Annotated in this window: 17 protein-coding genes and 1 pseudogene; 4 read left to right on the top strand and 14 right to left on the bottom strand. The window is 66.2% G+C overall.

Annotation, left to right across the window (positions count from 1 at the left end):
- Positions 1-398 (bottom strand): annotated as a pseudogene (locus ASG92_RS16305) (sulfonate ABC transporter substrate-binding protein); the annotation flags it as partial.
- Between the two features lie 195 nt (positions 399-593).
- Complete coding sequence (locus tag ASG92_RS16300) at positions 594-1208, bottom strand: hypothetical protein (RefSeq protein WP_056630395.1); 615 nt, start codon at positions 1206-1208, stop codon at positions 594-596.
- Positions 1209-1386: 178 nt separating this feature from the next.
- On the opposite strand from ASG92_RS16300, the gene ASG92_RS16295 reads away from it, so the two are divergent.
- Entirely contained in the window at positions 1387-2391 is a 1005-nt protein-coding gene (locus ASG92_RS16295) for an ABC transporter substrate-binding protein (RefSeq protein WP_056630394.1), read from the top strand.
- Between the two features lie 108 nt (positions 2392-2499).
- Here ASG92_RS16295 and ASG92_RS16290 read toward each other — a convergent pair whose 3' ends face one another.
- The 7 genes from ASG92_RS16290 to ASG92_RS16260 all read right to left on the bottom strand — a co-directional run bounded on the left by ASG92_RS16290 (position 2500) and on the right by ASG92_RS16260 (position 9769).
- On the bottom strand, positions 2500-3609 hold the full coding sequence (locus ASG92_RS16290; protein WP_056630391.1) for a Gfo/Idh/MocA family oxidoreductase: 1110 nt from the start codon (positions 3607-3609) through the stop codon (positions 2500-2502).
- Complete coding sequence (locus ASG92_RS16285) at positions 3594-4292, bottom strand: ThuA domain-containing protein (RefSeq protein WP_056630389.1); 699 nt, start codon at positions 4290-4292, stop codon at positions 3594-3596. The genes ASG92_RS16290 and ASG92_RS16285 overlap by 16 nt, the downstream gene beginning before the upstream one ends.
- A 45-nt stretch (positions 4293-4337) precedes the next feature.
- Complete coding sequence (locus tag ASG92_RS16280) at positions 4338-5342, bottom strand: sugar phosphate isomerase/epimerase family protein (RefSeq protein WP_056630386.1); 1005 nt, start codon at positions 5340-5342, stop codon at positions 4338-4340.
- 28 nt (positions 5343-5370) lie between these two features.
- Complete coding sequence (locus ASG92_RS16275) at positions 5371-6549, bottom strand: Gfo/Idh/MocA family oxidoreductase (RefSeq protein ID WP_056630383.1); 1179 nt, start codon at positions 6547-6549, stop codon at positions 5371-5373.
- Positions 6550-6637: 88 nt separating this feature from the next.
- Positions 6638-7540 (bottom strand): carbohydrate ABC transporter permease, encoded by a 903-nt coding sequence (locus ASG92_RS16270; protein WP_056630379.1) that lies wholly within the window; start codon positions 7538-7540, stop codon positions 6638-6640.
- Positions 7540-8442 carry a sugar ABC transporter permease gene (locus ASG92_RS16265; protein WP_056630378.1) on the bottom strand — a complete coding sequence of 301 codons (903 nt, stop codon included), beginning with the start codon at positions 8440-8442 and terminating at the stop codon, positions 7540-7542. Before ASG92_RS16265 ends, ASG92_RS16270 begins: the two co-directional genes overlap by 1 nt.
- 4 nt (positions 8443-8446) lie before the next feature.
- Complete coding sequence (locus ASG92_RS16260; RefSeq protein WP_056630375.1) at positions 8447-9769, bottom strand: extracellular solute-binding protein; 1323 nt, start codon at positions 9767-9769, stop codon at positions 8447-8449.
- Positions 9770-10062: 293 nt separating this feature from the next.
- Here ASG92_RS16260 and ASG92_RS16255 point away from each other — a divergent pair, with 293 nt between their 5' ends.
- On the top strand, positions 10063-11097 hold the full coding sequence (locus ASG92_RS16255) for a LacI family DNA-binding transcriptional regulator (RefSeq protein ID WP_056630373.1): 1035 nt from the start codon (positions 10063-10065) through the stop codon (positions 11095-11097).
- A 4-nt stretch (positions 11098-11101) separates the two neighbouring features.
- Here ASG92_RS16255 and ASG92_RS16250 read toward each other — a convergent pair whose 3' ends face one another.
- A complete protein-coding gene (locus ASG92_RS16250; protein WP_240987165.1) occupies positions 11102-12292 on the bottom strand; it encodes an ROK family transcriptional regulator in 1191 nt (396 codons plus the stop codon).
- A gap of 168 nt (positions 12293-12460) precedes the next feature.
- On the opposite strand from ASG92_RS16250, the gene xylA reads away from it, so the two are divergent.
- The gene (gene xylA, locus ASG92_RS16245; protein WP_056630371.1) at positions 12461-13648 is read left to right on the top strand and encodes a xylose isomerase; all 1188 of its coding nucleotides are present in this window, start codon (positions 12461-12463) and stop codon (positions 13646-13648) included.
- Positions 13649-13742: 94 nt separating this feature from the next.
- Complete coding sequence (xylB, locus tag ASG92_RS16240; RefSeq protein ID WP_056630368.1) at positions 13743-15164, top strand: xylulokinase; 1422 nt, start codon at positions 13743-13745, stop codon at positions 15162-15164.
- 61 nt (positions 15165-15225) lie between these two features.
- Here xylB and ASG92_RS16235 read toward each other — a convergent pair whose 3' ends face one another.
- The 4 genes from ASG92_RS16235 to ASG92_RS16220 form a co-directional block, all read right to left on the bottom strand.
- On the bottom strand, positions 15226-18375 hold the full coding sequence (locus ASG92_RS16235; protein WP_056630361.1) for an efflux RND transporter permease subunit: 3150 nt from the start codon (positions 18373-18375) through the stop codon (positions 15226-15228).
- Between the two features lies 1 nt (position 18376).
- Positions 18377-18832 carry a hypothetical protein gene (locus tag ASG92_RS16230; RefSeq protein WP_056630358.1) on the bottom strand — a complete coding sequence of 152 codons (456 nt, stop codon included), beginning with the start codon at positions 18830-18832 and terminating at the stop codon, positions 18377-18379.
- The gene (locus ASG92_RS16225; RefSeq protein WP_240987164.1) at positions 18829-21984 is read right to left on the bottom strand and encodes an efflux RND transporter permease subunit; all 3156 of its coding nucleotides are present in this window, start codon (positions 21982-21984) and stop codon (positions 18829-18831) included. Before ASG92_RS16225 ends, ASG92_RS16230 begins: the two co-directional genes overlap by 4 nt.
- Before the next feature lie 356 nt (positions 21985-22340).
- On the bottom strand, positions 22341-22526 hold the full coding sequence (locus ASG92_RS16220) for a hypothetical protein (RefSeq protein ID WP_056630355.1): 186 nt from the start codon (positions 22524-22526) through the stop codon (positions 22341-22343).
- Positions 22527-22529: the final 3 nt, after the last annotated feature.

Here is a 22529-nt window from a genome sequence, read left to right as displayed (position 1 = left end):
GACCAGGTGTCCGGATTCCGCGCCAGGGTGATGTAGATCGCGCCGGCGTTCAGCGCCTCGATCGCCGCGGGGCCGGCGTTGAACACCTGCGTGGACAGCTTCGTGCTGCCCAGGTTCTCTTTGATGAAGCCCTGCTTCACGCCTACCAGGGCGGCGGCGTGGGTGATGTTGCCGAAGTAGCCCAGCTTCAACTCCGCAGCCGGGCTCGTGGCGGCGGCGGTGTTGGCGGCTGCCGGTTCAGTATTGCGGGCGGCCGTGGACGCCACGGCGGCGCCGGCGCCGAGGACGGCGAGCACGCCGACGGCGATGCCGATCTTGAGCCGGCGGGTGTACTTCGGGCTGCGGGTCTCACCCGCGGCGATGCGGGTGGATCCCGGGTTGTCCTTTGAGGTCGACATAGTGTTTCCTTCGGGGCTGTGTTGGGGGTGTTGGACTGACGTTACGTAGAGCCTCAGGCCGCCCACAACGGCCGCCGTAGCAGAGATTCACCGGGCGTCGCGGACGTTCACCGGGAGTCGCAAACCGTCAAATTCCACCGGGAGCCGCGGGCGCCACACCGGACGTTGCACGCGCCAAACCGCGGGTCCCAAGTGTCAAACAGCGTCCGGCGCAGACTTCAGGGTGCCCAGGACGGCAGGCAGGAGGCGGTCGTTCCGCCCCCACACGGGATCGAGCAGCTCGATGTACCAGGAGTCGGCAAGGACCAGGGCAAGCGTCTCGTTGCTTTCCTCCGCCCAGTCCCGGATCTGTTCGGATTCAATGGGGCTTTCGCTGGTCCCGAGGACGGTGACCACCTCGTCACCGTCAAGCGTCACCGGGATGGACGCACTGCTCATCTCTCCCGGGGCGTGGGCGACGGCAACGAGCTCGGTCTGCGTCGAGAGCTGCAGGAGGAGCCGGGCCGATTCGGAGGAGCAGAAGCCCGTCACGTACTGTCGCTGGGCGTGGCTCGCCTCGGGTGGAAGGCCGGGCTGGGATTCCTTGGTGAAGAGCCCGCTGCGGTTGATCTCGGCCAGCTGCCCGGCAATGGGACCGGTTTCGGCGTCGAAGCTGGGGGCAAGGGTTCCTGCCTGGTACTGGCTCTTGCCTTCCAGCCAGCGGGCGGTCAGCTCGCCCGCGGCGGCAAGCGTGGTGGCCTGCCGCCACACTTCCCTGTCCACCAGGAGCCTGCCGTAGCTGTCCCGTTCGTCCGTGAAGTGATTGTTCATAGTTTCGAGCCTAGATCCGTTTGCCGGCGGCCGGACAGGGGACATGACGGTTGCGGACGCCGGATGAACCGCCGTTACGCCGTGTATCCCACCGTTTCGGGGCGCTTTGACCGCGTTTTTCCGCTGCCGGATAGTTGCTGCCACAAGAACCTCAGCCGCTACTTCCAAGGGGAAAATCATGGCCCGCAACACTCTCAAATCCGGCGCCGGCGCGCTCAAGCCGGGCGTCAGCCTGGCTCTTGCGGCCACCACCCTGCTGGCGCTGTCCGCCTGCTCGGATCCGGGTGCCGCGGCGGCCGGAAATACCCCGACAGCCTCCTCGTCCTCTTCGGGAGCCAAGACCTTCAACCTGTCTCCGCAGCAGGACCGCGTCCCCGTCACCGTGGACGAGGCGGCGGCCGCCCTCGTTCCGGAGGCCATCAAGAAGGACGGGAAGCTGACCGTGGCTGTCAGCCCGTTCGCACCGCCCCTGGCGGTTTACGCAACCGACAACAAGACGCCGGTGGGCAACGAGGTGGACATCGCCGTCGCGCTTGCCCAGACGCTGGGCCTGGAAGCCGAAATCGTGCCGACCGCGTGGGCGGACTGGCCCCTTGGCGTGGAGTCGGGCAAGTACGAGGCCGTCCTCTCCAACGTCACCGTCACCGAGGAACGCAAGCTCAAGTATGACTTCGCGAGCTACCGGGACGACAAACTGGGCTTCTACGCCAAGAGTGACAGCGGCGTGACCAAGGTCGAATCCGCGGCGGACGTGGCCGGAAAGCGGATCATCGTCGGCTCGGGCACCAACCAGGAAGCCATCCTGCTGCGCTGGGACGAGGAGAACAAGGCAAAGGGGCTCAAGCCGGTCGAGTTCCAGTATTACGACGACGACTCCGCCTCGAACCTGGCCCTGCAGTCGGGCCGGGCGGACCTCACGTTCGGACCGAACGCCACCGCCGCTTACAAGGCCGCCAGCGATGCCAAGACCAAGCTCGTGGGGCTGGTGGACGGCGGCTGGCCGCTGAAGGCCAGCATCGCGGCAACCACGAAGAAGGGCAACGGCTTCACGGCTGCAGCCCAGGCCGGACTGAACCACCTGATCGAAGACGGCAGCTACGCCAAGATCCTGGACCGCTGGGGCCTCTCCTCCGAGGCCGTGCAGAAGTCCGACCTGAACCCGGCGGGCCTGCCCAAGAAGTAGGCCCGCCGACGTACCTCCGCCGGTGGTGAACCCTGCCGGTGGCTGAACCCTCCGGCGGGCCGCGGGATCCGCGGCCCGCCGGAGTGCGCGGGCGGTCTGTCTCGCCGTCTAGTTGGACAGCACGGCGTCGTTGGACAGCACGGTCAGTTCGACGGCGGCCGGCCGCTCGGCAGTGCTCTGGATGGAGACCGCCGCGCCGCTGCGGGCAGACTCCAGGACCGATTCCATGATGTCGAGGACGTGGTACGCCAGCGTCCCGCCTGCACGCGGCTCTGCGCCCGGCGGCGTGGAGGCGAGGTCGGCGATGCCGAAGCCGCGGCCGGAGTCAACGTAGCCGGCCGACACGGGCAGGGTCTCCCACGCGTCGGCGCCCAGCGGAAACAGCTGGACGTCGCCGTCGAAGTGGTTGGGATCCGGCACCGCCAGCGATCCGAGTTCGCCGTGGATCTCAATATTGGACGACTTGGACTTGACCGCGTCAAAGCTCATGAACAACGTGGAGAGCGCGCCGGAGGCGTGGACCAGGACCCCGGTGACATGGGAGTCGATGTCAACGGGGACTCTTTCGCCTTGGCGCGGTCCGGAACCGATGGTGCGTTCGTTGCGCGTATGGCTGGCGGCGCCCATGACCGACACCACGGGGCCGAGCAGGGTCACCAGGGCGGTGACGTAGTAGGGGCCCATGTCCAGCAGGGGACCGCCGCCGGGCTGGTAGTAGAAGTCCGGGTTGGGGTGCCACCGCTCATGGCCGGGGGTCACCATGGTGGCGGTGGCCGAGACCGGTGCGCCGATCAGCCCGTCGTCGATCGCCTTGCGGGCGGTCTGGATCCCGGTGCCGAGCACCGTGTCAGGAGCGCAGCCGACGGCGACGCCCGCCTCGCGGGCCGCCGCCAGGACCTGCCGGGCCTCGGCGGTGGCCGCCGCCAGCGGCTTCTCGCCGTAGACGCTCTTCCCCGCGGCAATGGCCTTCAGGGCAACCTCGCCGTGCGCGGCGGGGATGGTCAGGTTCAGCACCAGTTCGACGTCGTCCGCGGCGAGCAGTTCCTCCACGGAGACGGCACGGACGCCGTCGTAGTCCCTGGCGACGGCCTCGGCGCGCGCGGGATCCAGGTCCGCTACGGCTACCAGCTCGATCTGGTCGAGTCGGCGGAAATTGGTGAGGTACTGGGCGATGATGGCGCCGCAGCCAATGATTCCTACTTTCAACGGCTTGCCCACAGCAGGCCCCTTTCAATGATGGTGCGTACGTTCTGGTCTTGGAGGATTTCCACGCGGTGGCCGGGGGTGGCGACGAAGATCCGACCTTCGCCCCACTGCCGCGTCCAGATGGCCGGCGAGGTGACCTCCCGGTGCCAGGGGTCCCATTCGCGGACTTTTTGGGTGGTGGTGGCGAGGACGTCGATGTAGTCGTCGGAGAGCACCCAGTACTGCTCGGTGACCAGGTCGAAGTCGGAGATGCCTTCGGTGATGGGGTGGCTGGCTGCGGCCGGAAGCATGTTCACGGTGTAGGGCACGTAGTTGTCGGACTGCTCTCCGGTGCATTCGTCCGGGTGCTTGCCGGGATGGCAGGCGAACTGGCCCCCGACCAGGTGCAGGTAGTCGGAGTTGTTGCGGTAGGAGTCGGCGATCCCGCCGTGCCAGCCCGCCAGGCCGGTGCCGTTTTCGACGGCGGTCCGCAGGCCCGCGAACTCCTCCTTTTCGATGGTGGTCATGGTCATGCACTGCAGGATCAGGTCCACCCCGGCCATGAAGGCCGCGTCGGCGTAGACCTTGGGCGATTCCTCGACCCGGACGTCATAGCCGTTGTCTTTGAGGTAGGGGATGAAAAGTTCGGTGGCTTCGAAGGGCTGGTGCCCGTCCCAGCCGCCGCGGACCACAAGGGCGGTCTTGCGTTCTGTCATGGGGTTCCTTTGATGGGCGCCGGCGGGTGGCCGGCGGAAGGGTGGTCAGCGGGTGGCGAAGGCGGCGTCGAATGCCGCGGCGGGCGGGGCGATGGCAGCCAGGCCTTTCACGAGGGCCAGGGCCTGCGGTGCGCCCGTGAGCCGGTCCATGCCGGCGTCTTCCCATTCGATGCTGGTGGGTCCGGCGTAGCCGATCGCGTTCAGGGTCCGGAAGATCCTGTTCCACTGCACGTCCCCGTGCCCGGCGGTCACGAAGTCCCAGCCGCGGCGCGGGTCGGCCCAGGGCAGGTGCGAGCCCAGCCGGCCGTTGCGGCCGTCAAGCTGGCGCACGGATTCCTTCACATGGACGTGCAGGATGTGGTCGGCGAAGTCCTGCAAGAACATCACCGGGTCCAGGTCCTGCCAGATGAAGTGTGACGGGTCGAAGTTAAGCCCGAAGGCCGGCCGGTGCCCGATGGCCTCGAGGGTACGCTTGGTGGTCCAGTAGTCATAGGCGATTTCGGAGGGGTGGACTTCCAGCGCGAAGCGCACGCCAACCTCATCGAACACGTCAAGGATCGGGTTCCAGCGGTCCGCGAAGTCCCGGTACCCGGCGTCGATCATGGCCCCGGACGCGGGCGGGAACATCGCCACGGCTTTCCAGATCGAGGAGCCGGTGAAGCCGGTGACGGTCTTCACCCCAAGCCGGGCCGCGGCCCGGGCAGTGTCCATCATGGAGCGCGCGGCGCGGGAACGGACGCCTTCCGGGTCGCCGTCCCCCCAGACCTCCGGAGTGAGGATGTCCCGGTGGCGTTCGTCGATCGGGTCGTCGCACACTGCCTGGCCGGTCACGTGGTTGGCGATGGCGAAGACCTGCAGGTTGTTCTTTTCCAGGATGTCCAGCCGGTCCTGGAGGTAGCGATCGTCCTCGGCGGCGCGGCGCGGATCCAGGTGATCACCCCAGCAGGCGATCTCCAGCCCGTCAAAGCCCCACTCGCCAGCGAGCCGGGCCACCTCCTCAAACGGCAGGTCGGCCCACTGGCCGGTGAACAGCGTAATAGGTCGGGTCATCATGCTTTCCTGTTCTGTAGTCACGCGCTTAGACCTTCTGCCACTGGCTGGAATTAGCGGCGCTGGATTCCACGGCGGCCAGCACCCGCTGGACCTGGAGGGCGTCCGCGAACGACGGTTCCGGCTGCCTTTGCTGCGCCAGCGCGTTGACGAGGTCCACCACCTGGTGGGTGAAGCCGTGCTCGTAGCCCAGGCCGTGGCCGGTGGGCCACCATTTGCCGACATACGGGTGCTCGGGTTCGGTCACGAGGATCCGGCGGAATCCGGCGTCGGGGGACTCGGCCGCGTCGTAGAAGGAAAGAATGTTCATGTCCTCGAAATCGAAGGCGAGGGATGCCTTGGTGCCGTTAAGCTCCAGGCGCATGGCGTTCTTCCTGCCCAGGGCGTAGCGGGTGGCTTCGAAGACGCCGATCGGGCCGCCGTCGAAACGGGCACTGAAGATCGCGGCGTCGTCAACGGTGACGGCCCCGCGAGGCGCGTCAGCGCCGGCGTCACCTTGCCCGCCGAGCCCCACGAGGTTCCCGGCAAGGGGCCGCTCGGGCACGAACGTTTCCAGCAGCGCCGAAACGCCCGTGATCTTCTGGCCGGTGAGCCGCTGGGCGGTGTCGATGATGTGCGCGCCGATGTCGCCGAGGGAGCCGGACCCGGATTTGCCCTTGTCCAGCCGCCAGGTCATGGGCGCGGTCTCGTCGCTCAGCCAGTCCTGCAGGTATTGGGCGCGTACGTGCCGGATGGTTCCCAGCCGGCCTTCCTCCACCATCCGGTGGGCCAGCACAAGCGCCGGCGTGCGGCGGTAGCTGAATCCGCACATGGCGAAAACCCCGCGCTTTGCCGCCGATTCAGCTGCAGCAGTCATCCGCTCCGCCTCCGTCACGGAGTTGGCCAGCGGCTTTTCGCACAGCACGTGCTTGCCAGCTTCAAGGGCAGCGATCGCGATTTCGGCGTGGGTATCGCCGGGGGTGCAGATGTCGACCAGGTCGATGTCGTCGCGTTCAATCAGGCGCCGCCAGTCGGTTTCGGCCGACTCCCAGCCCAGTTTCCCGGCGGCAGCCCGGACGCCGTCGGCATTCCGGCCGGCAACCGCCGTGAGCTGCGGCTGCAAGGGGAGGTCGAAAAACCGGGGCGCCGTCCGCCAGGCGTGTGAGTGGGCGGCGCCCATGAATGCGTAACCGGCCATGCCGACCCGCAACGGCTTTGCGGTGGTCATCAAAATGTCCTTTCGGTTATTCGGTGGTCGAGGTTCTGGTGGTTGAGCTTGCCGAAACCGGGCCTCGACAAGCTCGACCACCGGGCATTTACTTGCTGAAGCCTGCGGTCAGGCCGCTGATCAGCTGGCGCCGGGCGACAACGTAGAGCACCAGCAGCGGCAGGGTGGCCAGCACCACGGACGCCAGCACTGCGGGGATGTTGACGCTGAATTCGCCCTGGAAGGTCCACAGCGAGAGGGGCAGCACGCGGGTGTCCGGGCTCTGGGTCAGGATCAGCGGGAAGAGGAAGCCGTTCCAGACGTGCAGGGCGTTGTAGATGCCCACCGTGATCACGGCCGGCTTGGTCATCGGCAGGGCGAGGCGCCACAGCATGGCCCAGTCGGAGCAGCCGTCCAGCCGCATTGACTCGAAAAGTTCATTGGGCACGTCGCGCATGAAGTTGGAGAGGATCAGCACCGAGACCGGAATGGCGAACGCTATGGACGGCAGGATGAGTGCCAGCAGGGTGTCGTACAGGTGGGCGCGGGTGATCATCCAGTAGATCGGAATGATGGTGGCATGCAGGGGAATGGCCAGCCCCAGCAGGAAGAGGTTGTTGGTCCAGTTCACGAAGCGGCCCTTGCCGCGGACGATTGCGTAGGCGGCCATGAACGAGACAAACAGCGCCGGAATGACTGTGCCCAGCGTGACTATGACGCTGTTTGCGAAGTACCGGACAAAGTCGTTTTCCAGGACCAGTTTGTAGTTGTCCAGCGTGGGCTCGGCCGGCGGCAGCATGGGATTGGTGGCGAAGAATCCGGCCTGGTTCTTCAGGCTCGTAACCACCACGTAGTAGATGGGCAGGATAATGACTCCGAGCCAGAGCCAGCCCCCGAGGCCGCCGAGGAGGTTCGGCCGGAAACGTGAGCCACGCCTGACGTCCGGACGGGGCGCCGCCGCTGTGCGGACGGGTGCCTCCGGGGGAACCGGAAGCTGTGTCGTGGAGGCCATCAGGCTCCTTCCAATTGGCTGGCGTTCCGGTTTTTGCCGCCCAGGCGCTGCAGGAGCAGGGCGAGACCCAGTCCGATGACGATCAGGATGACGCCGAGGGCACTTGCGGCGCCCATGTCGTTGGCCTTGAAACCGGTCAGGTACATGTGCAGCGGCAGCAGCCTGGTGCTGTAGCCCGGGCCGCCGCCGGTCAGGACGAAGATGAGGTCGAAGTACGCCAGGCTTCCCACCACCATGAGGGTGGAGGAGGTGATGATGGTGTACTTCAGCTGGGGCAGGGTGATGTTCAGGAACTGCCGGACGCGTCCGGCGCCGTCGATTTCTGCCGCCTCATACAGCGATGTGGGGATCTGCCGCACGCCGCCCTGGTAGATGAGCGTGTGGAACGGAACGAACTGCCAGGCGATGACGAACACCACCACGAACAGGACCAGGTCCGAGTTTCCGAGCCAGTCCTGGATCAGGAAGGGCACCTGGAGCCCCGGGCCGAGGCCGAAGTTGGGGTCCAGGAGCGCCTTGAACGCGATGGCAACAGCGGCTGACGACAGCAGCAGCGGCAGGAAGTAGAGGACGGCGAGTGCTGCCCGGTATTTCTGGCCGCCGGCCGTGAACACCCCCAGCAAGAGGCTGATCGGTGCCTGCACCATGAAGGAAAAGAACATGATCTTGGCGGTCACCAGCAGGGCGTTGCCTGTGACCGGGTCGGTGAGGACGGTCGCCCAGCTGCTCAAGCCGTCAAGGCGGATCTCACGCAGCCCGTCCCAGCTCGTGAAGCTGAGGAAAACCACGCCCGCCAGGGGTACGACGGCGAAGACCAGGAAGAATACGAGGGCCGGCAATGCCAGCCACCCCGAGGGGCCCGCGTCGCGGGCCGCCCGGCGGATGGAACTGTCTGCAGCCACGGCTCTACTTTCCGATCGTGGCGTTCATCGTCGAGACAAACTGCTCGGGGGTGATCTTCTTGAGGAAGATCTGCTCAAGGTTGGACAGCATCGCATCGCCCTGTGCGGGGCTCAGCGCCTGGTCCCAGGAGAGGGTGAAACTCGGGGCCCCCTTGGCCAGGCCGTAGACGAAGGTCAGGAAGTCCTTGTCGGGTGACGCTGCGAGCTTGCCTTCGATGCCGTTGACCACCGGAACAGCTCCCGAGCTGATCAGGGCGTCCGTGTCGGCGTCGGTGAACATTCCGTCCTTGACGTAGTTCAGTGCCGCCTTCTTCTGCTCATCTGTGGCCTTGGCGGAGATCGACCAGAAGTTGGAGGGATTGCCCACGATGTTGGCAGGGTCGCCCTTTCCGCCCGCAACAGTGGGGAAGGTGGTGAAGCCGAGCTTGCCGCTGCTCACGAAGTCGGCGGCGTCCTTCTTCATGCCCTGGTAGATCCAGCCGCCCTGCAGGACCATGGCCGCCTTGCCGGTGTAGAGCAGGGCCTGGTCCGCGTTGCTGTCAGCCGCGATGGAGGAGAAGCCGTTGATGAAGCCGCCGGCGTTAACCAGTTCCTGGATCTTGGTCAGTGCCTGGCCCACTGCGGGGTCGGACCACGCATTGGGCTTGTTTGCGGCGATGTTGGCGAAGACCTCGGGGCCGCCGATGCGCTCGACGAGGTATTCCAGCCACATCAGGTCAGGCCACTTCGACTGCCCGCCCAGGGAGAACGGTGCAATTCCGGCCTCCTTGAATTTCGGCACGAGGGCCATCACGTCGTCCCAGGTCTTGGGCGCTTGGGCTCCGACCTTGTCGAACACTTCCTTGTTGTAGTACAGGACGACGGGCTGGACGTTGTTGTTGGGCAGGGCGTAGGTCTTGCCGTTGATTTCACCGTTCTTCAGGACGGAAGGAAGGTAGCGGTCCTTCACCTCGGGGTTTTCCTTGATGAACGCGGAGAGGTCCTCCGCCTGACCGGCGTCCACGTAGGACTTCAGGACTCCGCCGCCCCATCCGTAGATAAAGGTGGGGCCTTCGCCGGCGCCCACGGCGGTGCGGACCTTCGTCTTGAAGGCATCGTTGGCGAAGAAGTCGAGCTTGATGGTCTGGTCGGTGTGCGCGCTGTTCCATGCCGCCACCGATTTCTGCAGAACCGGCTGGTTACCGCCGGTCAGCCCCCACATCGTGGCGGTGCCGGAACTTGCGGAGCTGGAACCTGCGGGGCCGCTGGAGCCGCACGCCGCCAGGCTGACGGACAGTGCGGCGGCAGAGATGGCCAGGGCGGCGGTGCGCAACTTACGGGTATTCATCTGGGTTTCATCCGTCCTCCGGGGTCGGCGCTGATTGCCCGGGTGTGAGAGGTGGCAGGCTAGCCGTCCTACGGGAGGCTGCGTGCCGCTGATGATGATTGGGTGAGGTCTTCGGTTTCGAAAAATTTCGTAAAACCTGCGACTCGTGCAACCCAAAGTAACGGTGACGCAGATCACCGGTCAAGCCCAAAACGGAAAAAAGTTCAGAACGTTGACTATTGCACTGTTGACCCAGTGGGATGCACGGGGCAAACTGTTCGCATCGAAACTTTTCGAAACTTCTGGGAGTCTTTGTGTCAACAGTTCAGGGTGCAGGCAGGCCAACACTTGCTGCCGTCGCGCGGGAAGCCGGAGTCTCGTCTCCTACTGTCTCCAAGGTCATCAACGGGCGGGAAGACGTTGCGGCCGGCACGCGGGCCAAGGTCCTGGCCGCGCTTGAGCTGACGGGATACCAGTCTCCCCTGCAGCGCAAGACGGCCGAGGGCCGGACGCCGACCGTGGAAGTGGTGTTCGATTCCCTGAACTCCGCATACGCCGTCGAGGTCCTCAACGGCGTGATGGAACACGCCGCCGCCGAGGATGTCCAGGTCATGCTGAACGTCACCGGGCAGCAGTCGGCATCAAAGCTGACTCCCGAGCGGCGGGCCCAGCGCATGCTGGACGAAGGCCGCGTGGGGCTGATCGTTGTGACCTCTGCGTTTGGCGAGGCGCAGCTGGACGCGTTCTACCGGCGGCACATTCCCGTCGTCGTCATCGATCCCCTCAACCCGCCGCCGGGCGACGTGGTGAGCGTCGGCGCGAGCAATTGGGCCGGCGGAAAATCCGCCACCGCCCACCTGCTGGAACTTGGGCATCGCCGGATTGCCTACCTCGGCGGTCCGGCGGAAGCCGAATGCAGCCAGGCCCGCCTGCACGGCTACATGGCCGCCCTGATGGCAAGCGGGGTGGCGGTGAATGACGAATACATCATCCCGGGCGTTTTCCGTCCGGAGCATGGCGTACGCGGCCTGCGGAAGCTGCTGGCGCTGGATGAGCGTCCCACGGCTATATTCGCGGCCAGCGACAGCATTGCCTTGGGTGTGCTTGCAGAGGCCCGCCGGCAGCGCATCCGCATTCCCGACGACCTGAGCCTGGCGGGTTTCGACGGCACGTTCCAGGCCGAGGAGGCCGTGCCCGCACTGACTTCCGTGGCGCAGCCCCTGCAGGAGATGGGGCGGGCTGCGCTGCGCTTCGTGCTGAGGCAGGCCCGGGGCGAGCTGCTGGACTCCCGCCGCGTGGAGCTGGCCACCCACCTGGTGGTCCGCGAGTCGACTGCTCCGCCCCGCTGACTGGTCAGTTCAGCAGATCGTGCGGACTGGCAAAGACCTCACGCAACCTGCTTCCTGCCGCACCGCGCAGCGCCGCCGTCTGCCCGAGGCCGGAGAAGGCGACGCCGTCCGGGGGCACCACCCCCGGGGCGTAGCTGTCCAGGCTCCGCAGCAGACTCGGCCTGATCCACTTCTGCAGGCCGGCGAAATGCCCGCCCAGGATCACCGCGGACACGTTGACCATGCGGGCGGCGGACGCGAGTGCCACGCCCAGGTAGTGGCCGGCCGTTTCCACGGCCCGGGCCGCCTCCGGTGAGCCCGCGTCGAGGGCTCCCAGCAGCGCGGCCATCCGGTCGGCGGTCGAGGTGCCGTCGATGCCCGCGGCGGAGAAGATCGCGTGCTGTCCGGCGACCGTTTCCAGGCATCCGCGGCCGCCGCAGCTGCACTGCTGGCCGTCGGGCTGGACCACGAGGTGCCCGACCTCGCCGGCGTGTCCGCCGGGGCCCGCGAAGAGCTCGGACCCGAAGATGAGCCCGCCGCCCACGCCGACTTCACCCGAGACGTAGAGGTAGTCCCGGAAGGAGGAGCCATGGCCGTACCAGAGTTCGGCCAGGGCTGCGCTGTTGGCCTCGTTGGAGAGGACGACGCCGAGCGGCGCCCCCGGGAGCAGGGCTTCCAGATGCTGCGCCAGCGCGGCGTTCCGCCAGCCGAGGTTCGGTGCGGTCAGGACGGTTCCGTGGGCCGGATCCACGAGGCCGGGCACCGCCAGCCCTCCGCCGAGCAGCACCATCCCGTCAGCCTCGGCCGCCGTGGTGGCCCGCCGCGCCAGTGCTCGGAGTTCCCCCAGCACCTCTTCGGGGCTGCCGCCCGGCGGCCGCTCAACCACTTCGTGGACGCGGACTTCACCGAGCAGGTCCACGACGCCGGCGGCCAGGTAGTCAACGTTGACCTCCGCGCCCAACGCTCCCCGCTGCCGGTTGAGTACGAGCCCGCTTCCGGGCCGGCCGCGCTCGCCGTCGCGGGTTACCCCCACTTCCTCGATCAGCCCGGTTTCCAGCAGGCCGGCGACGAGGCTCGAGACCGACGCCTTGGTCAGGCCCGTGCGTGCGGCGATCTCGGCGCGGGTGGAGCGTTCCGTCCGCTGGATGGCGCCCAGCGCCACGGCCAGGTTCTGCCGCCGCACATCCTGCACCCGGCCGGGAGCCTCAGCCTGCACTGTTTACCCCGCGCATCTTTCGCCCTTCCGCTGTTCTTTTCGGCGTCTTCTTGGCTCAGTGCCAAAAACTGTTGACCCAAGTTCATCACAGGCCATATAGTTCAGATTCCATACTAATTCGTTTCCTTTCCGAAACAACACTCCTGCTAGCCCAATGAGGTGCTCACAATGGCTGTTACGCCAACCCCGCAAGACCGCTTTACCTTCGGCCTGTGGACTGTCGGCTGGACCGGCAATGACCCTTTCGGCCAGCCCACTCGCCCGGCCCTGGATCCGGTGGAGGCTGTCCACAAGCTGAGCGACATCGGCGCCTACGGCATCACGTTCCACGACAACGACCTCATCCCCTTCGATGCGACGGACTCCGAGCGCGAGCTGATCCTGAAGAACTTCAGGGCGGTCCTTGCCGAAACGGGTCTCAAGGTGCCGATGGTGACCACCAACCTCTTCAGCCACCCGGTGTTCAAGGACGGCGGCTTTACCTCCAACGACCGGTCCGTCCGGCGGTTCGCCCTCGCCAAGGTCCTGCGCAACATTGACCTCGCCGCTGAACTGGGCGCGGAAACCTTCGTCATGTGGGGCGGGCGCGAAGGCAGCGAATACGACGGGTCCAAGGACCTCTCGGCCGCACTGGACCGCATGAAGGAGGGCGTGGACACCGCAGCCGGCTACATCAAGGAAAAGGGCTACGGCCTGCGGATTGCCCTTGAGCCGAAGCCCAACGAGCCGCGCGGCGACATCTTCCTGCCCACGGTCGGCCACGGCCTGGCCTTCATCGCCCAGCTCGAGCACGGGGACATCGTCGGCCTGAACCCGGAGACCGGCCACGAACAGATGGCCGGCCTGAACTTCACCCACGGCATCGCGCAGGCGCTGTGGGCGGGCAAACTGTTCCACATCGACCTCAACGGCCAGCGCGGCATCAAGTACGACCAGGACCTGGTGTTCGGCCACGGCGACCTGACCAGCGCCTTCTTCACCGTGGACCTCTTGGAGAACGGCTTCCCCAACGGCGGCCCCAGGTACAACGGCCCGCGCCACTTCGACTACAAGCCGTCCCGTACGGACGGCTACGACGGCGTATGGGCCTCCGCCCAGGCCAACATGTCCATGTACCTGCTGCTGAAGGAACGCGCCCTGGCCTTCCGCGCGGACCCGGAGGTCCAGGAAGCACTGACGACCTCCGGCGTCTTCGAACTGGCGGAACCGACGCTCGCCTCGGGCGAGACCACGGACCAGCTGCTGGCTGACGCTTCGGCCTTCGAGGCGTTCGACGCCGACAAGGCCGCCGAGCGCTCCTTCGCTTTCGTCCGGCTCAACCAGCTCGCCATCGAGCACCTGCTCGGCGCCCGCTGATACTGGAATCCTGAACCGCTGCCGGGCCCGCTCCTGCGGGCCCGGCGGTCCAGCCCCCGCGCCCCGGCAGGGGCCCCGACTGAAAGAACAGCCCATGCCCCTGGTCGCCGGAGTCGACAGCTCCACCCAATCCTGCAAGGTCGTCATCCGTGACGCAGAGACCGGGGCGCTGGTGCGCCACGGGTCAGCCCCGCACCCGGGGGGTTCCGAGGTGCACCCCGACGCATGGTGGGAGGCCCTGCAGACCGCGATCGCCCAGGCCGGCGGCCTCGACGGCGTTGCCGCGATATCAGTGGGCGGCCAGCAGCACGGGATGGTCTGCCTGGACGCGTCCGGCGAGGTGGTCCGCCCCGCCCTGCTGTGGAACGACACGCGTTCCGCCCCGTCCGCAGCGGCCCTGATCAAGGAAGCCGGACAGGGGAGCGACGACGCCGGGCGGCTCCACTGGGCCCGAACTACCGGCACAGTACCCGTCGCTTCGATCACGGCCACCAAACTGCGCTGGCTGGCCGAGAACGAACCGGACAACGCAGCCCGCACGGCCGCCGTCTGCCTCCCGCACGACTGGCTCAGCTGGCGGCTGGCCGGGTTCGGGCCCGGAAGCGGCGCGGAGGGCCTGGCCGCGCTGCGGACGGATCGTTCGGATGCCTCCGGAACTGGCTATTGGTCACCCGCCACGGGCGCCTACCTCCCCGAAGTGCTGGAGAACACGCTCGGGCACGCGCCCGTCCTGCCTGCGGTGCTCGCGCCGCTCGCCAGCGACTTCGCCACGCCCGACGGCGCCCTGATCGGCCCCGGCGCCGGGGACAACGCAGGGGCGGCGCTCGGCGTGGCCGCCGGTGTGGGCGACGTCGTGGTTTCCATCGGGACATCCGGCACGGTCTTCGCCGTCGCCGACAGGCCCACGGCTGATCCCCACGGCCTGGTTGCGGGTTTTGCTGACGCAACGGGCCACTACCTGCCCCTGGTGTGCACACTCAACGCCTCCCGGGTGCTCGACGCGACCGCGGCCTTGCTTTCGGTGAGCCTGCCGCGGCTCTCTGAGCTCGCGCTTTCGGCCCGTCCGGGCGCCGGCGGCCTGGCCTTCGTGCCGTACTTCGAGGGTGAGCGGACCCCCAACCTCCCGGACGCGACGGGCTCGCTGCACGGGATGACGCTGCAGAATTTCACGCCGGAGAACCTGGCCCGCGCCGCCGTCGAGGGAATTGTCTGCTCCCTCGCCGACGGGTTGAAGGCGCTCACGGACCTGGGGGTTTCCGCCGTGCGGATCCTCCTGGTTGGCGGAGGCGCGCGCTCCGCCGCCGTGCAGCAGGTGGCGGCCGCCATCTTCGGCGTGCCCGTCGTGGTGCCGGAGCCGGGGGAGTACGTGGCCGACGGCGCGGCGCGGCAGGCGGCCGGTGTGCTTCTGGGGTCCTTCCCCGAGTGGCAGACCGCAAGAACCGGCGTCGTCACCGCAGACCCGGCCCCCGACGTGCTCGCGCGCTACCGCGCCGTCGCCGGCGGGCAGCTTCAGTGACTACCGTCGGGCGGAGTGCCTGCTCCGGCGAGACCATGCCGCCGTCGTCAGTTTGGCCGCATCATTGAGCCGGCCGCAACTCCGGATCAGTAGTTCCCTTTTGCCGGCTGCGGGAGCGCTTCCTCTTGGCGAACCGCAGATAGAGGGACGGCACAATGAAGAGGTTGAGCAGCGTTGAAGTGAAGAGGCCGCCCAGGATGACGATGGCCATCGGGTGCTCGATCTCGTGGCCCGGCACATTTCCCATGATGACCAAAGGCACCAGGGCAAGCCCGGTGGCGAGGGTGGTCATGAGGATCGGCGACAACCTTTCCCCCGCGCCGCGCAACACGAGCGGGCCGCCGAACTGCACTCCCTCATTCCTTTCCAGGTGCTGGCAGTGGCTGATGAGCAGGATGCCGTTGCGGGCCGCGATTCCCATGACCGTCAGGAATCCTACGAGCGATCCCAGCGACAGAACCCTCCCGGAGAAATACGCGGCCAGCACCCCGCCCACCAGCGCTATGGGCAATGTGAGGAGAGCGAGGACGGCCAGCCGCCAGCTCCGGAATGATGCCTGCAGGAAAACGAAGATCAGCGCCAGGGCCGCCACCGCGAAAATTGTCAGGCGTTCGGTGGCAGCTTGCCGCTCGGTGTATTCGCCGAGAAGCTGGACGCTGTAGCCTTCGGGCAGGTCAAGGGATTCCAGCCGCTGCTGCAGCTGTGAGACCACGTGACCCAGGTCCGCTCCGGCATCGATAAAGGAACCGACTTCGACCCGGCGCGACCCGTTGGTCCGGTCGATGAGGTTCGGGGTGGGCTGCACGCTGACCGCGGCGACATCGGCAAGGCGCACACGCTGCCCGCTTGGTGTATCGATGGGCAGATCCTGGATGCTCGTGACGCTGGTGCGGGTCTCCGGGGTGCTCCAGACCTGAACGTCGTAGGCCCTTCCATCCCGGAAGACGTCCCCGACCTCTTCGCCGGCCACAAGCGTTGCAGCCGCCCGGCGCACGTCTCCGGGTTTCAGTCCGTACTTTTCCGCCGCCGCGAGATTCACCTTGACGGTAATCTGCGGCACTTCAACTTCCAGGGAGATATGGGGATCGTCAGTGCCTTCGATATTGCTGAGTATTTGCTGGATTCTTTGTGCCTGCTCACGCAGCACGTTGAGGTCGTCCCCGTAGACGCGCACGAGAATCGGCTCGCTGGCGCCGGTCAGTACTTCTTCGATCCTCTCCTTCAGGTACGTCTGCACGTCACGGTGCAGGCCCGGGTAACCGTCGACGACCTCCTGGACCGCTGCCACTGTTTTGTCATAGTCGGCGTGCCGGTCGATGCTGATCCAGTGTTCACCTGCGTTGACACCGACTATCTCGTCCGCCATGAAAGCCTGCCCGATGTGCGTCCCGCAATTAAGGACACCGGGCACTTTGAGGAATGCCGCGCAGCCCCTCTGGGCTATGCGGTATTCCTCCGCCGCCGACGTGCCTGGCTCGGAAACCCAGTGCATCAGGAAGTCGCGTTCCTTGAAGGTCGGGAACAGGGACTGGCCGAGTAGGGGAGCGGCCACGAGTCCCGCAAGCGCCAATGCCCCGAAGCCGAGATAGCCATAGCGCGGCCGGTTCATGATGCGGGACAGGACGGCATGGTATCCGCGCTTAAGGACGCGGACCAGCGGCGCATCGCGTTGTTCCAATTTGGCCCCGCCCAGCAGGATCAGGGCCAGGGCTGGCGTGACCGTCAGCGCCACCAGCATCGACGCCAGGACGGCGAGTGTGTAGGAGACGGCCAACGGCCTGAAGAAGACGCCTGTCAGCCCGTTCAGGAAAAAGATGGGGAGGGCGGCCACAACAATAATCAGGGTCGCGTAGACAATGGGGCTTCGCATTTCAAGGGATGCCTTCAGGACCACCGAAGCCGTGGATTCGTCGCTGCCCCTTGCGCGGTACTGCCGCAGCCGGCGCATGATGTTTTCGACATCGATGATCGCGTCGTCGACGACGACCCCCACCGAGATGACGAGCCCGGCCAGGACCATCGTATTGACCGAACTGCCGGTGGCATAGAGGACCATTACGGCCGTGAGCAGGGAGAGCGGAATGGCGACCAGGCTGATCAGCGCGGTGCGCCATTGGAACAGGAAGGCGCTGAGAATCATGACCACCAGCAGGCAGCCCAGGAGCAGGGCCAGGCTCAGGTTGGAGATCGCCTCTTCGATGAAGCTGGCCGGGCGGAAGATGGTGGTGTCAAAGCTGATCCCGCTCATTCCCGGCTGGAGTTCGTGAAGGGCTTCCTCGACCCCCTTCGTCACGTCCAGCGTGTTTCCCCACGGAAGCTTCTCGACAATGAGCATGAGCCCGTGCCCGTTGTTGATGACGGCGTCGCCGATCAGCGGCTGGTGGTCCTCGACGACCCGTGCCACGTCGCCCAGATGCAGCGCGACGCCGTGATTTTCCCGGATGGTGACGCGGGCCAGATCCGCGGGGCTGGTGATCGGCTGGACGTGGCGGACGCTCATTCTTTGGTTCGGGGTTCCGACGAAGCCGCCGGTGCCTATGAATTTCCCGGGGGAGTACTGAAGCAGTCCCGCGTCCACGGCCCCGGCGGTGACTTCCATGACCTGGTTGAGCGAGACATTCTCGGCTTTGAGCCGCTCCGGTTGGACCTGGACCTGCAGCATCTGCAGCCGTTCGCCCCAAATGGCGACGTTGGCCACGCCCGGGACCCTGAGCAGCCTGGCCCGGATGGTCCAGTAGGAAAGCATGGACATCTCGATCATGGACCGGTTGGACGAGGTCATGCCGATTTTCATGACGCGGCTGGTGGACGACAGCGGCTGCAGCATTACCGGCGGAGCAGCCCAGGTCGGCAGCGCCGCCGTCACCGACGCCATGCGTTCCGATACAAGCTGGCGGGCATTGAGCAGATCCGTGCCCTGTTTGAACACCAGCACGATCGAGGACAGCTGGGGCACGGATTTCGAGCGGAGCTCGTCCAGGCCGGGCATGCCGCTCAGTGAAGCCTCAATTGGCACCGAGACCAGTTCCTCGACTTCCTGCGCGGTCAGACCGAGGCACGCCGTCTGGATTTCAACGCGTGGGGGCGCGAATTCAGGGAAGACGTCGATTGAGGCCGAACTGAGCTGGAGGGAACCCAGCAGCATCACCACGCACGCCAGCGCAACGACGATCGTCCTGAACCTGAGGCTGATTCCTATGATCCAGCGCATGTCAGTTCGCCGTATCCAGCTCTGCGCCGAACAGTTCCTCGGCCCCAAGAGTGACCACCGTGGTGCCGGGTGCCGGGCCGCCGCTGAGCTGGGCGACTTCCCCGTCGATGCGCGCCACGGTGACGGGCTGGCGGACGTAGACCCGGGGCTCGGGATTCGTGTAGACCCAGGTCTTTCCCTGGCTGTCATACAGGATGGCCAGGTACGGGACAGTTAGTTTCCTGCTCTTCGGATCCGTTGACGTCGTCGACGTCTGCAGCCCGATGTTCCCAACAGCCCGCTCGGTGAGGACAATGCGCTTGACGTCAGATCCGGGAATCTCTTGAAGGCTCGCAGCAGCGTCGCCGGCCGCTACAGCCTCCGCCGGCGGCTGGCTGCACCCCGGCAAGGTCAGCGCCAGGAGGATCAGGGCCAGTAGAACCATGAGGCGGCACGGCCGCGGCGATTTCCCCATCATGACGGATCCCGGCTTTCAGATGCTGCCCGGCGATCGCCAAAAGTGTCATCCATCGGTGCCTGGGCGGGCGAGAACCGGAGCAGCGTGGCGGGCAGGACGAACAGAGTGTAGAGAGCGGTTGTCAGCAGCCCGCCCCAGATGATGATTGCGAGCGGTTGTATGATCTCCGCCCCGGTGACTCCGCCGAAAAGAACCAGCGGAACCAGGGCCACGCCCGTCATCACCAGGGAGGCGAGGGTAGGCTGCAACCGATCCCGTGCGGCAGCGATCACCGCGGCCGGCGGGGGAGCGGCGCCCGTCCTGGAGCGGAGGTTTCGGACCTGGCCGGCGAGAAGCAGGCAGCTTCGGGCCGCGATTCCCAGGACGGCCGAAAGCGCGACAACTGCCACCAGGGAATTGGTTCCGCCCGCAGCCAACGCGGCAAAAACGCCACCGGACATTGAAACGATCAGTCCAAGGAAGACCGCGGCGGCGAGCCGCCAGCCTCCCAGTGCCGTCTGGAGCAGGACCAGGATGCCGAAGGCAGCCACCGCGCCCAGCAGCCACAACCACTGGAAGGCGTTTTGCTGTTGGGCATACTGGGTGAGGATCTCCACATGGTAGGCCAGCGGGAACTGGATCGCCTGCAGGCCCCGTTCGATGTCCTGCTGCACATCAGTCAACCCGCGCCCCTGGATGTCGGCCTTTACATCAACGCGCCGCGAAGTATCGTCGTGAAGAATCACGGCTTCGTTCGGCACGACGTTGACCCGGGCAACATCGCCAAGGCGCACGTGGCCGCCGTTGGGCGTGTCGATCAGCAACTCGCGGACGCTGGTAACGCTGTTCCGGGTGGACGGCGTTCCTTTCACCACCACCGCGAAGACCTTCTGCTGTTCATAGACGTTGCCCACTTCGATGCCCTGCAAGAGGGCGGCAGCCGCGCGCCGCACGTCGCCGGGAATGATGCCTGCCTGCTGGGCCTTGGCCAGATCAACCTTGACTTCGATGGTCGGTTGTTCGTTGGGCGCATCGACACGTGGATTCACCACACCGGCCGTACGCGTGAGGACCTGCCGCACTTCCTCTGCCTTTTGGCGGATGGTAGCCATGTCCACGCCGTATACCCGGACCGCAAATCCGGAATCACCGGCTTCCCGGATCTGGTCGATCTTCTGTTGAGGATACGTCGAGACCTTGCCGGTCAGGCCGGGGTACCCGTCCACGACCTTCTGGACGGCGTCAACGGTATTGCGGTAGGAGGCATCCCGCGCCATGGTCACCCAAAGCTCCCCGGAGCTGACGTCACCCACTTGGTCGGACGTAATCGCACGTCCAACCTCTGTTCCGACAGTGGCGACTCCGGGCAGGGCCCCGAGTTCACGGGCGGCCGATTCGGTGATCCGGCTCATTTCCTGGTCCGATGTGCCGGACATCGCACTCCACTGGACTACCAGCGTCTTGTCTGCGAGCGCGGGCACCACAGGCTGACCGGTGACCAGCCGGGGTGCCAGGGCAAGCCCGGCCAGGGCGATGACCGCGACGGCGGCGAAGGCCCACCCGGTTTTGCCGCTCCGGCGTGACAGGAACCGCCCGTACCGAATACGCAGGCGCTGCATGGCCCGGCCCTCCCGTCTCCGGGAGGAGGATTCCGGCAGGAGGAACGCCAGGGCCACGGTGACAGTCAAAGCCACGATCATCGAGACGGCCAGTGCCAGCAGGTAGGCAAGCACCAGGGGTCCGAACATCGCGCCGTTCTCACCGGGGACAAAGAGCGCCGGCAAGACGCTCAGTGACATGATCAACAGGGAGTAGATCAGGGGAGTCCGAACCGACCGCAGGGCTCCAACAAGCAAGTCGCCCCGTGACTCCCCGGTGTCAGCTCCGCGCGATGCACGATGGGCCCTGATGGTGCAGGTCAGGTCTTCCGTCACATCTCCGACGATCACGGTGAGGGCGAGGATCATGCCGGCCAGGACCATGGTGTTTAGTCCGGCGCCGCGCAGGGAAAGCAGCAGGGCTGCCGCGATGAGCGAGAGCGGAATGGCGATCAGGCTAATGAGCGCCGTGCGCCACGAACGGAAGACCAGGCCAAACATTGCCGCGATCAGCAGCAGCGTGACGAGCAGCGCGACGCCGAGGCTGCCCACCTCGTCCTGAATAAATGACTCCTGGCGGTACACGCTGGTGTCTACGGTGACGCCCTGCAACCCGGGCTGGAGCCCGTGCAGGGTCTCGTCAATGCCTTTCGTGACGTCTGCGGTGTTCGTCTCCGGGAACTTCTCGATCACCAGCAGCAGCTCAGCGTTCTTGCCGGCCTGGGCGTCACCGATCAAGGGCTGATGATCTGTCTGCACCCGGGCGACATCGCCCAGGAGCAATTTCTGGGACGTGCCCTGGAGGCTGACCTTGCCCAGGTCCTGAGGCGTGGTGATGGGAAGGACATGCTGGACGCCAAGCCGCTGATGTCCTGTCTCCAAGAATCCGCCCGTGCCCGGTGTGGACGCCTCCAGATAGCTCAACGGGGACACCCACACAGAGTTGCCGGTGGTCCTGATGACCTGGTCCAGCGTCACTCCCTTTGCCTGAAGCTGCTCAGGATCCACCAGCACCTGCAGCTGCTGGTCGCGCTGTCCCCAAATGGAGATGTTCGCGACACCCGGCACGGCCAGAAGTGCGGGCTTCATGGTCCACCGCGCCAGAACGGACATGTCGATGCCGGAAATGTCCTTTGATGTCAGCCGAATCATCATGACCCGGCTGGTCGATGACAGCGGCTGCATCAGGACCGGGGCGGCCGACACGTTCGGCAGCGCCTTTGCCTGAGTCAGGCGTTCCGACACCAGTTGGCGTGCCCGGAACATGTCTGTCCCCGGCTTGAAAACCAGTTGTATCGAGGAAAGGCCCGGAACCGACTTGGACCGGATAGCTTCCACCCAGGCCACGCCGTTCAACAAGTCGGCCTCCATGGGGGAGGTGATCAGCTGTTCGACCTCCGCGGCAGACAGTCCCAGGGCCTCAGTCTGTATCTCAACCTGTGGCGGGGCGAATTCCGGAAATGCATCCGCGGACATGGTCGGCAACGCGGTGAACCCGTACGCGAGGACGCCCGCTGCCACCACGAGGACCAAGAGCCGGAACTGCAGAACCCAGCGAAGTACCGCGGCCATCATGGCCGCTGCCCCGCAGACTGCTGCGCCACCACTTGGACGTGGATCCGGCCAGGGCGCCAGCGCCATCGGCCGCCGTTAGGCCGGGTCGGCTCCTGTGTTCCCGGGAAAGTCCCGCGCGAATTTACCTTCAGATTTTCTCCGAGGTGACCAACGAAAACTGTATTGACTGACTCAACGTTCACGGCGCGGCTCCATTGCGTGTGCCTTAGCGCCCCCCAGTCGTCTAGGAGAATAATGGTCCTCGAGAACGTGCACGTCAACGGCCCACCCTGCGACGCGTGTCCGCCTGCCCATCGACTGCTCCGGAAGTGCCGTTTTGGGCCGCGTGAACGGCAGTTCCGGAGCAATCGATGGGGTTAGACCGGCTGCTCGCGCAGGGTCAGCAGCAACCTGATGGTGTCGGCGGTGTCGGCGCTGTCCGTGCTGGCGCTGGCCGTGTCATCGCTGTCGCCAGCGCGGGCAGGCCGGCCCGCGGTACCCCCGGCAACGCTGTGCGCGCTTCCTGCCCCGGCCGCCGGCCTGGGGGAACCGGCCCCGCCCACGGG

This window comes from Arthrobacter sp. Soil736, from assembly GCF_001428005.1.
Lineage (GTDB): Bacteria > Actinomycetota > Actinomycetes > Actinomycetales > Micrococcaceae > Arthrobacter.
The sequence above is the reverse complement of the archived record's forward strand: the minus strand, read 5'-3'. Positions and strand labels throughout refer to the sequence as shown.

Coding starts and splice junctions, on each gene's coding strand:
- ASG92_RS16300 (WP_056630395.1), bottom strand. CDS start 1,208: ATGAACAATCACTTCACGGACGAACGGGACAGCTACGGCAGGCTCCTG.
- ASG92_RS16295 (WP_056630394.1), top strand. CDS start 1,387: ATGGCCCGCAACACTCTCAAATCCGGCGCCGGCGCGCTCAAGCCGGGC.
- ASG92_RS16285 (WP_056630389.1), bottom strand. CDS start 4,292: ATGACAGAACGCAAGACCGCCCTTGTGGTCCGCGGCGGCTGGGACGGG.
- ASG92_RS16280 (WP_056630386.1), bottom strand. CDS start 5,342: ATGACCCGACCTATTACGCTGTTCACCGGCCAGTGGGCCGACCTGCCG.
- ASG92_RS16275 (WP_056630383.1), bottom strand. CDS start 6,549: ATGACCACCGCAAAGCCGTTGCGGGTCGGCATGGCCGGTTACGCATTC.
- ASG92_RS16270 (WP_056630379.1), bottom strand. CDS start 7,540: ATGGCCTCCACGACACAGCTTCCGGTTCCCCCGGAGGCACCCGTCCGC.
- ASG92_RS16260 (WP_056630375.1), bottom strand. CDS start 9,769: ATGAATACCCGTAAGTTGCGCACCGCCGCCCTGGCCATCTCTGCCGCC.
- xylA (WP_056630371.1), top strand. CDS start 12,461: ATGGCTGTTACGCCAACCCCGCAAGACCGCTTTACCTTCGGCCTGTGG.
- xylB (WP_056630368.1), top strand. CDS start 13,743: ATGCCCCTGGTCGCCGGAGTCGACAGCTCCACCCAATCCTGCAAGGTC.
- ASG92_RS16235 (WP_056630361.1), bottom strand. CDS start 18,375: ATGCGCTGGATCATAGGAATCAGCCTCAGGTTCAGGACGATCGTCGTT.
- ASG92_RS16230 (WP_056630358.1), bottom strand. CDS start 18,832: ATGATGGGGAAATCGCCGCGGCCGTGCCGCCTCATGGTTCTACTGGCC.
- ASG92_RS16225 (WP_240987164.1), bottom strand. CDS start 21,984: ATGATGGCCGCGGTACTTCGCTGGGTTCTGCAGTTCCGGCTCTTGGTC.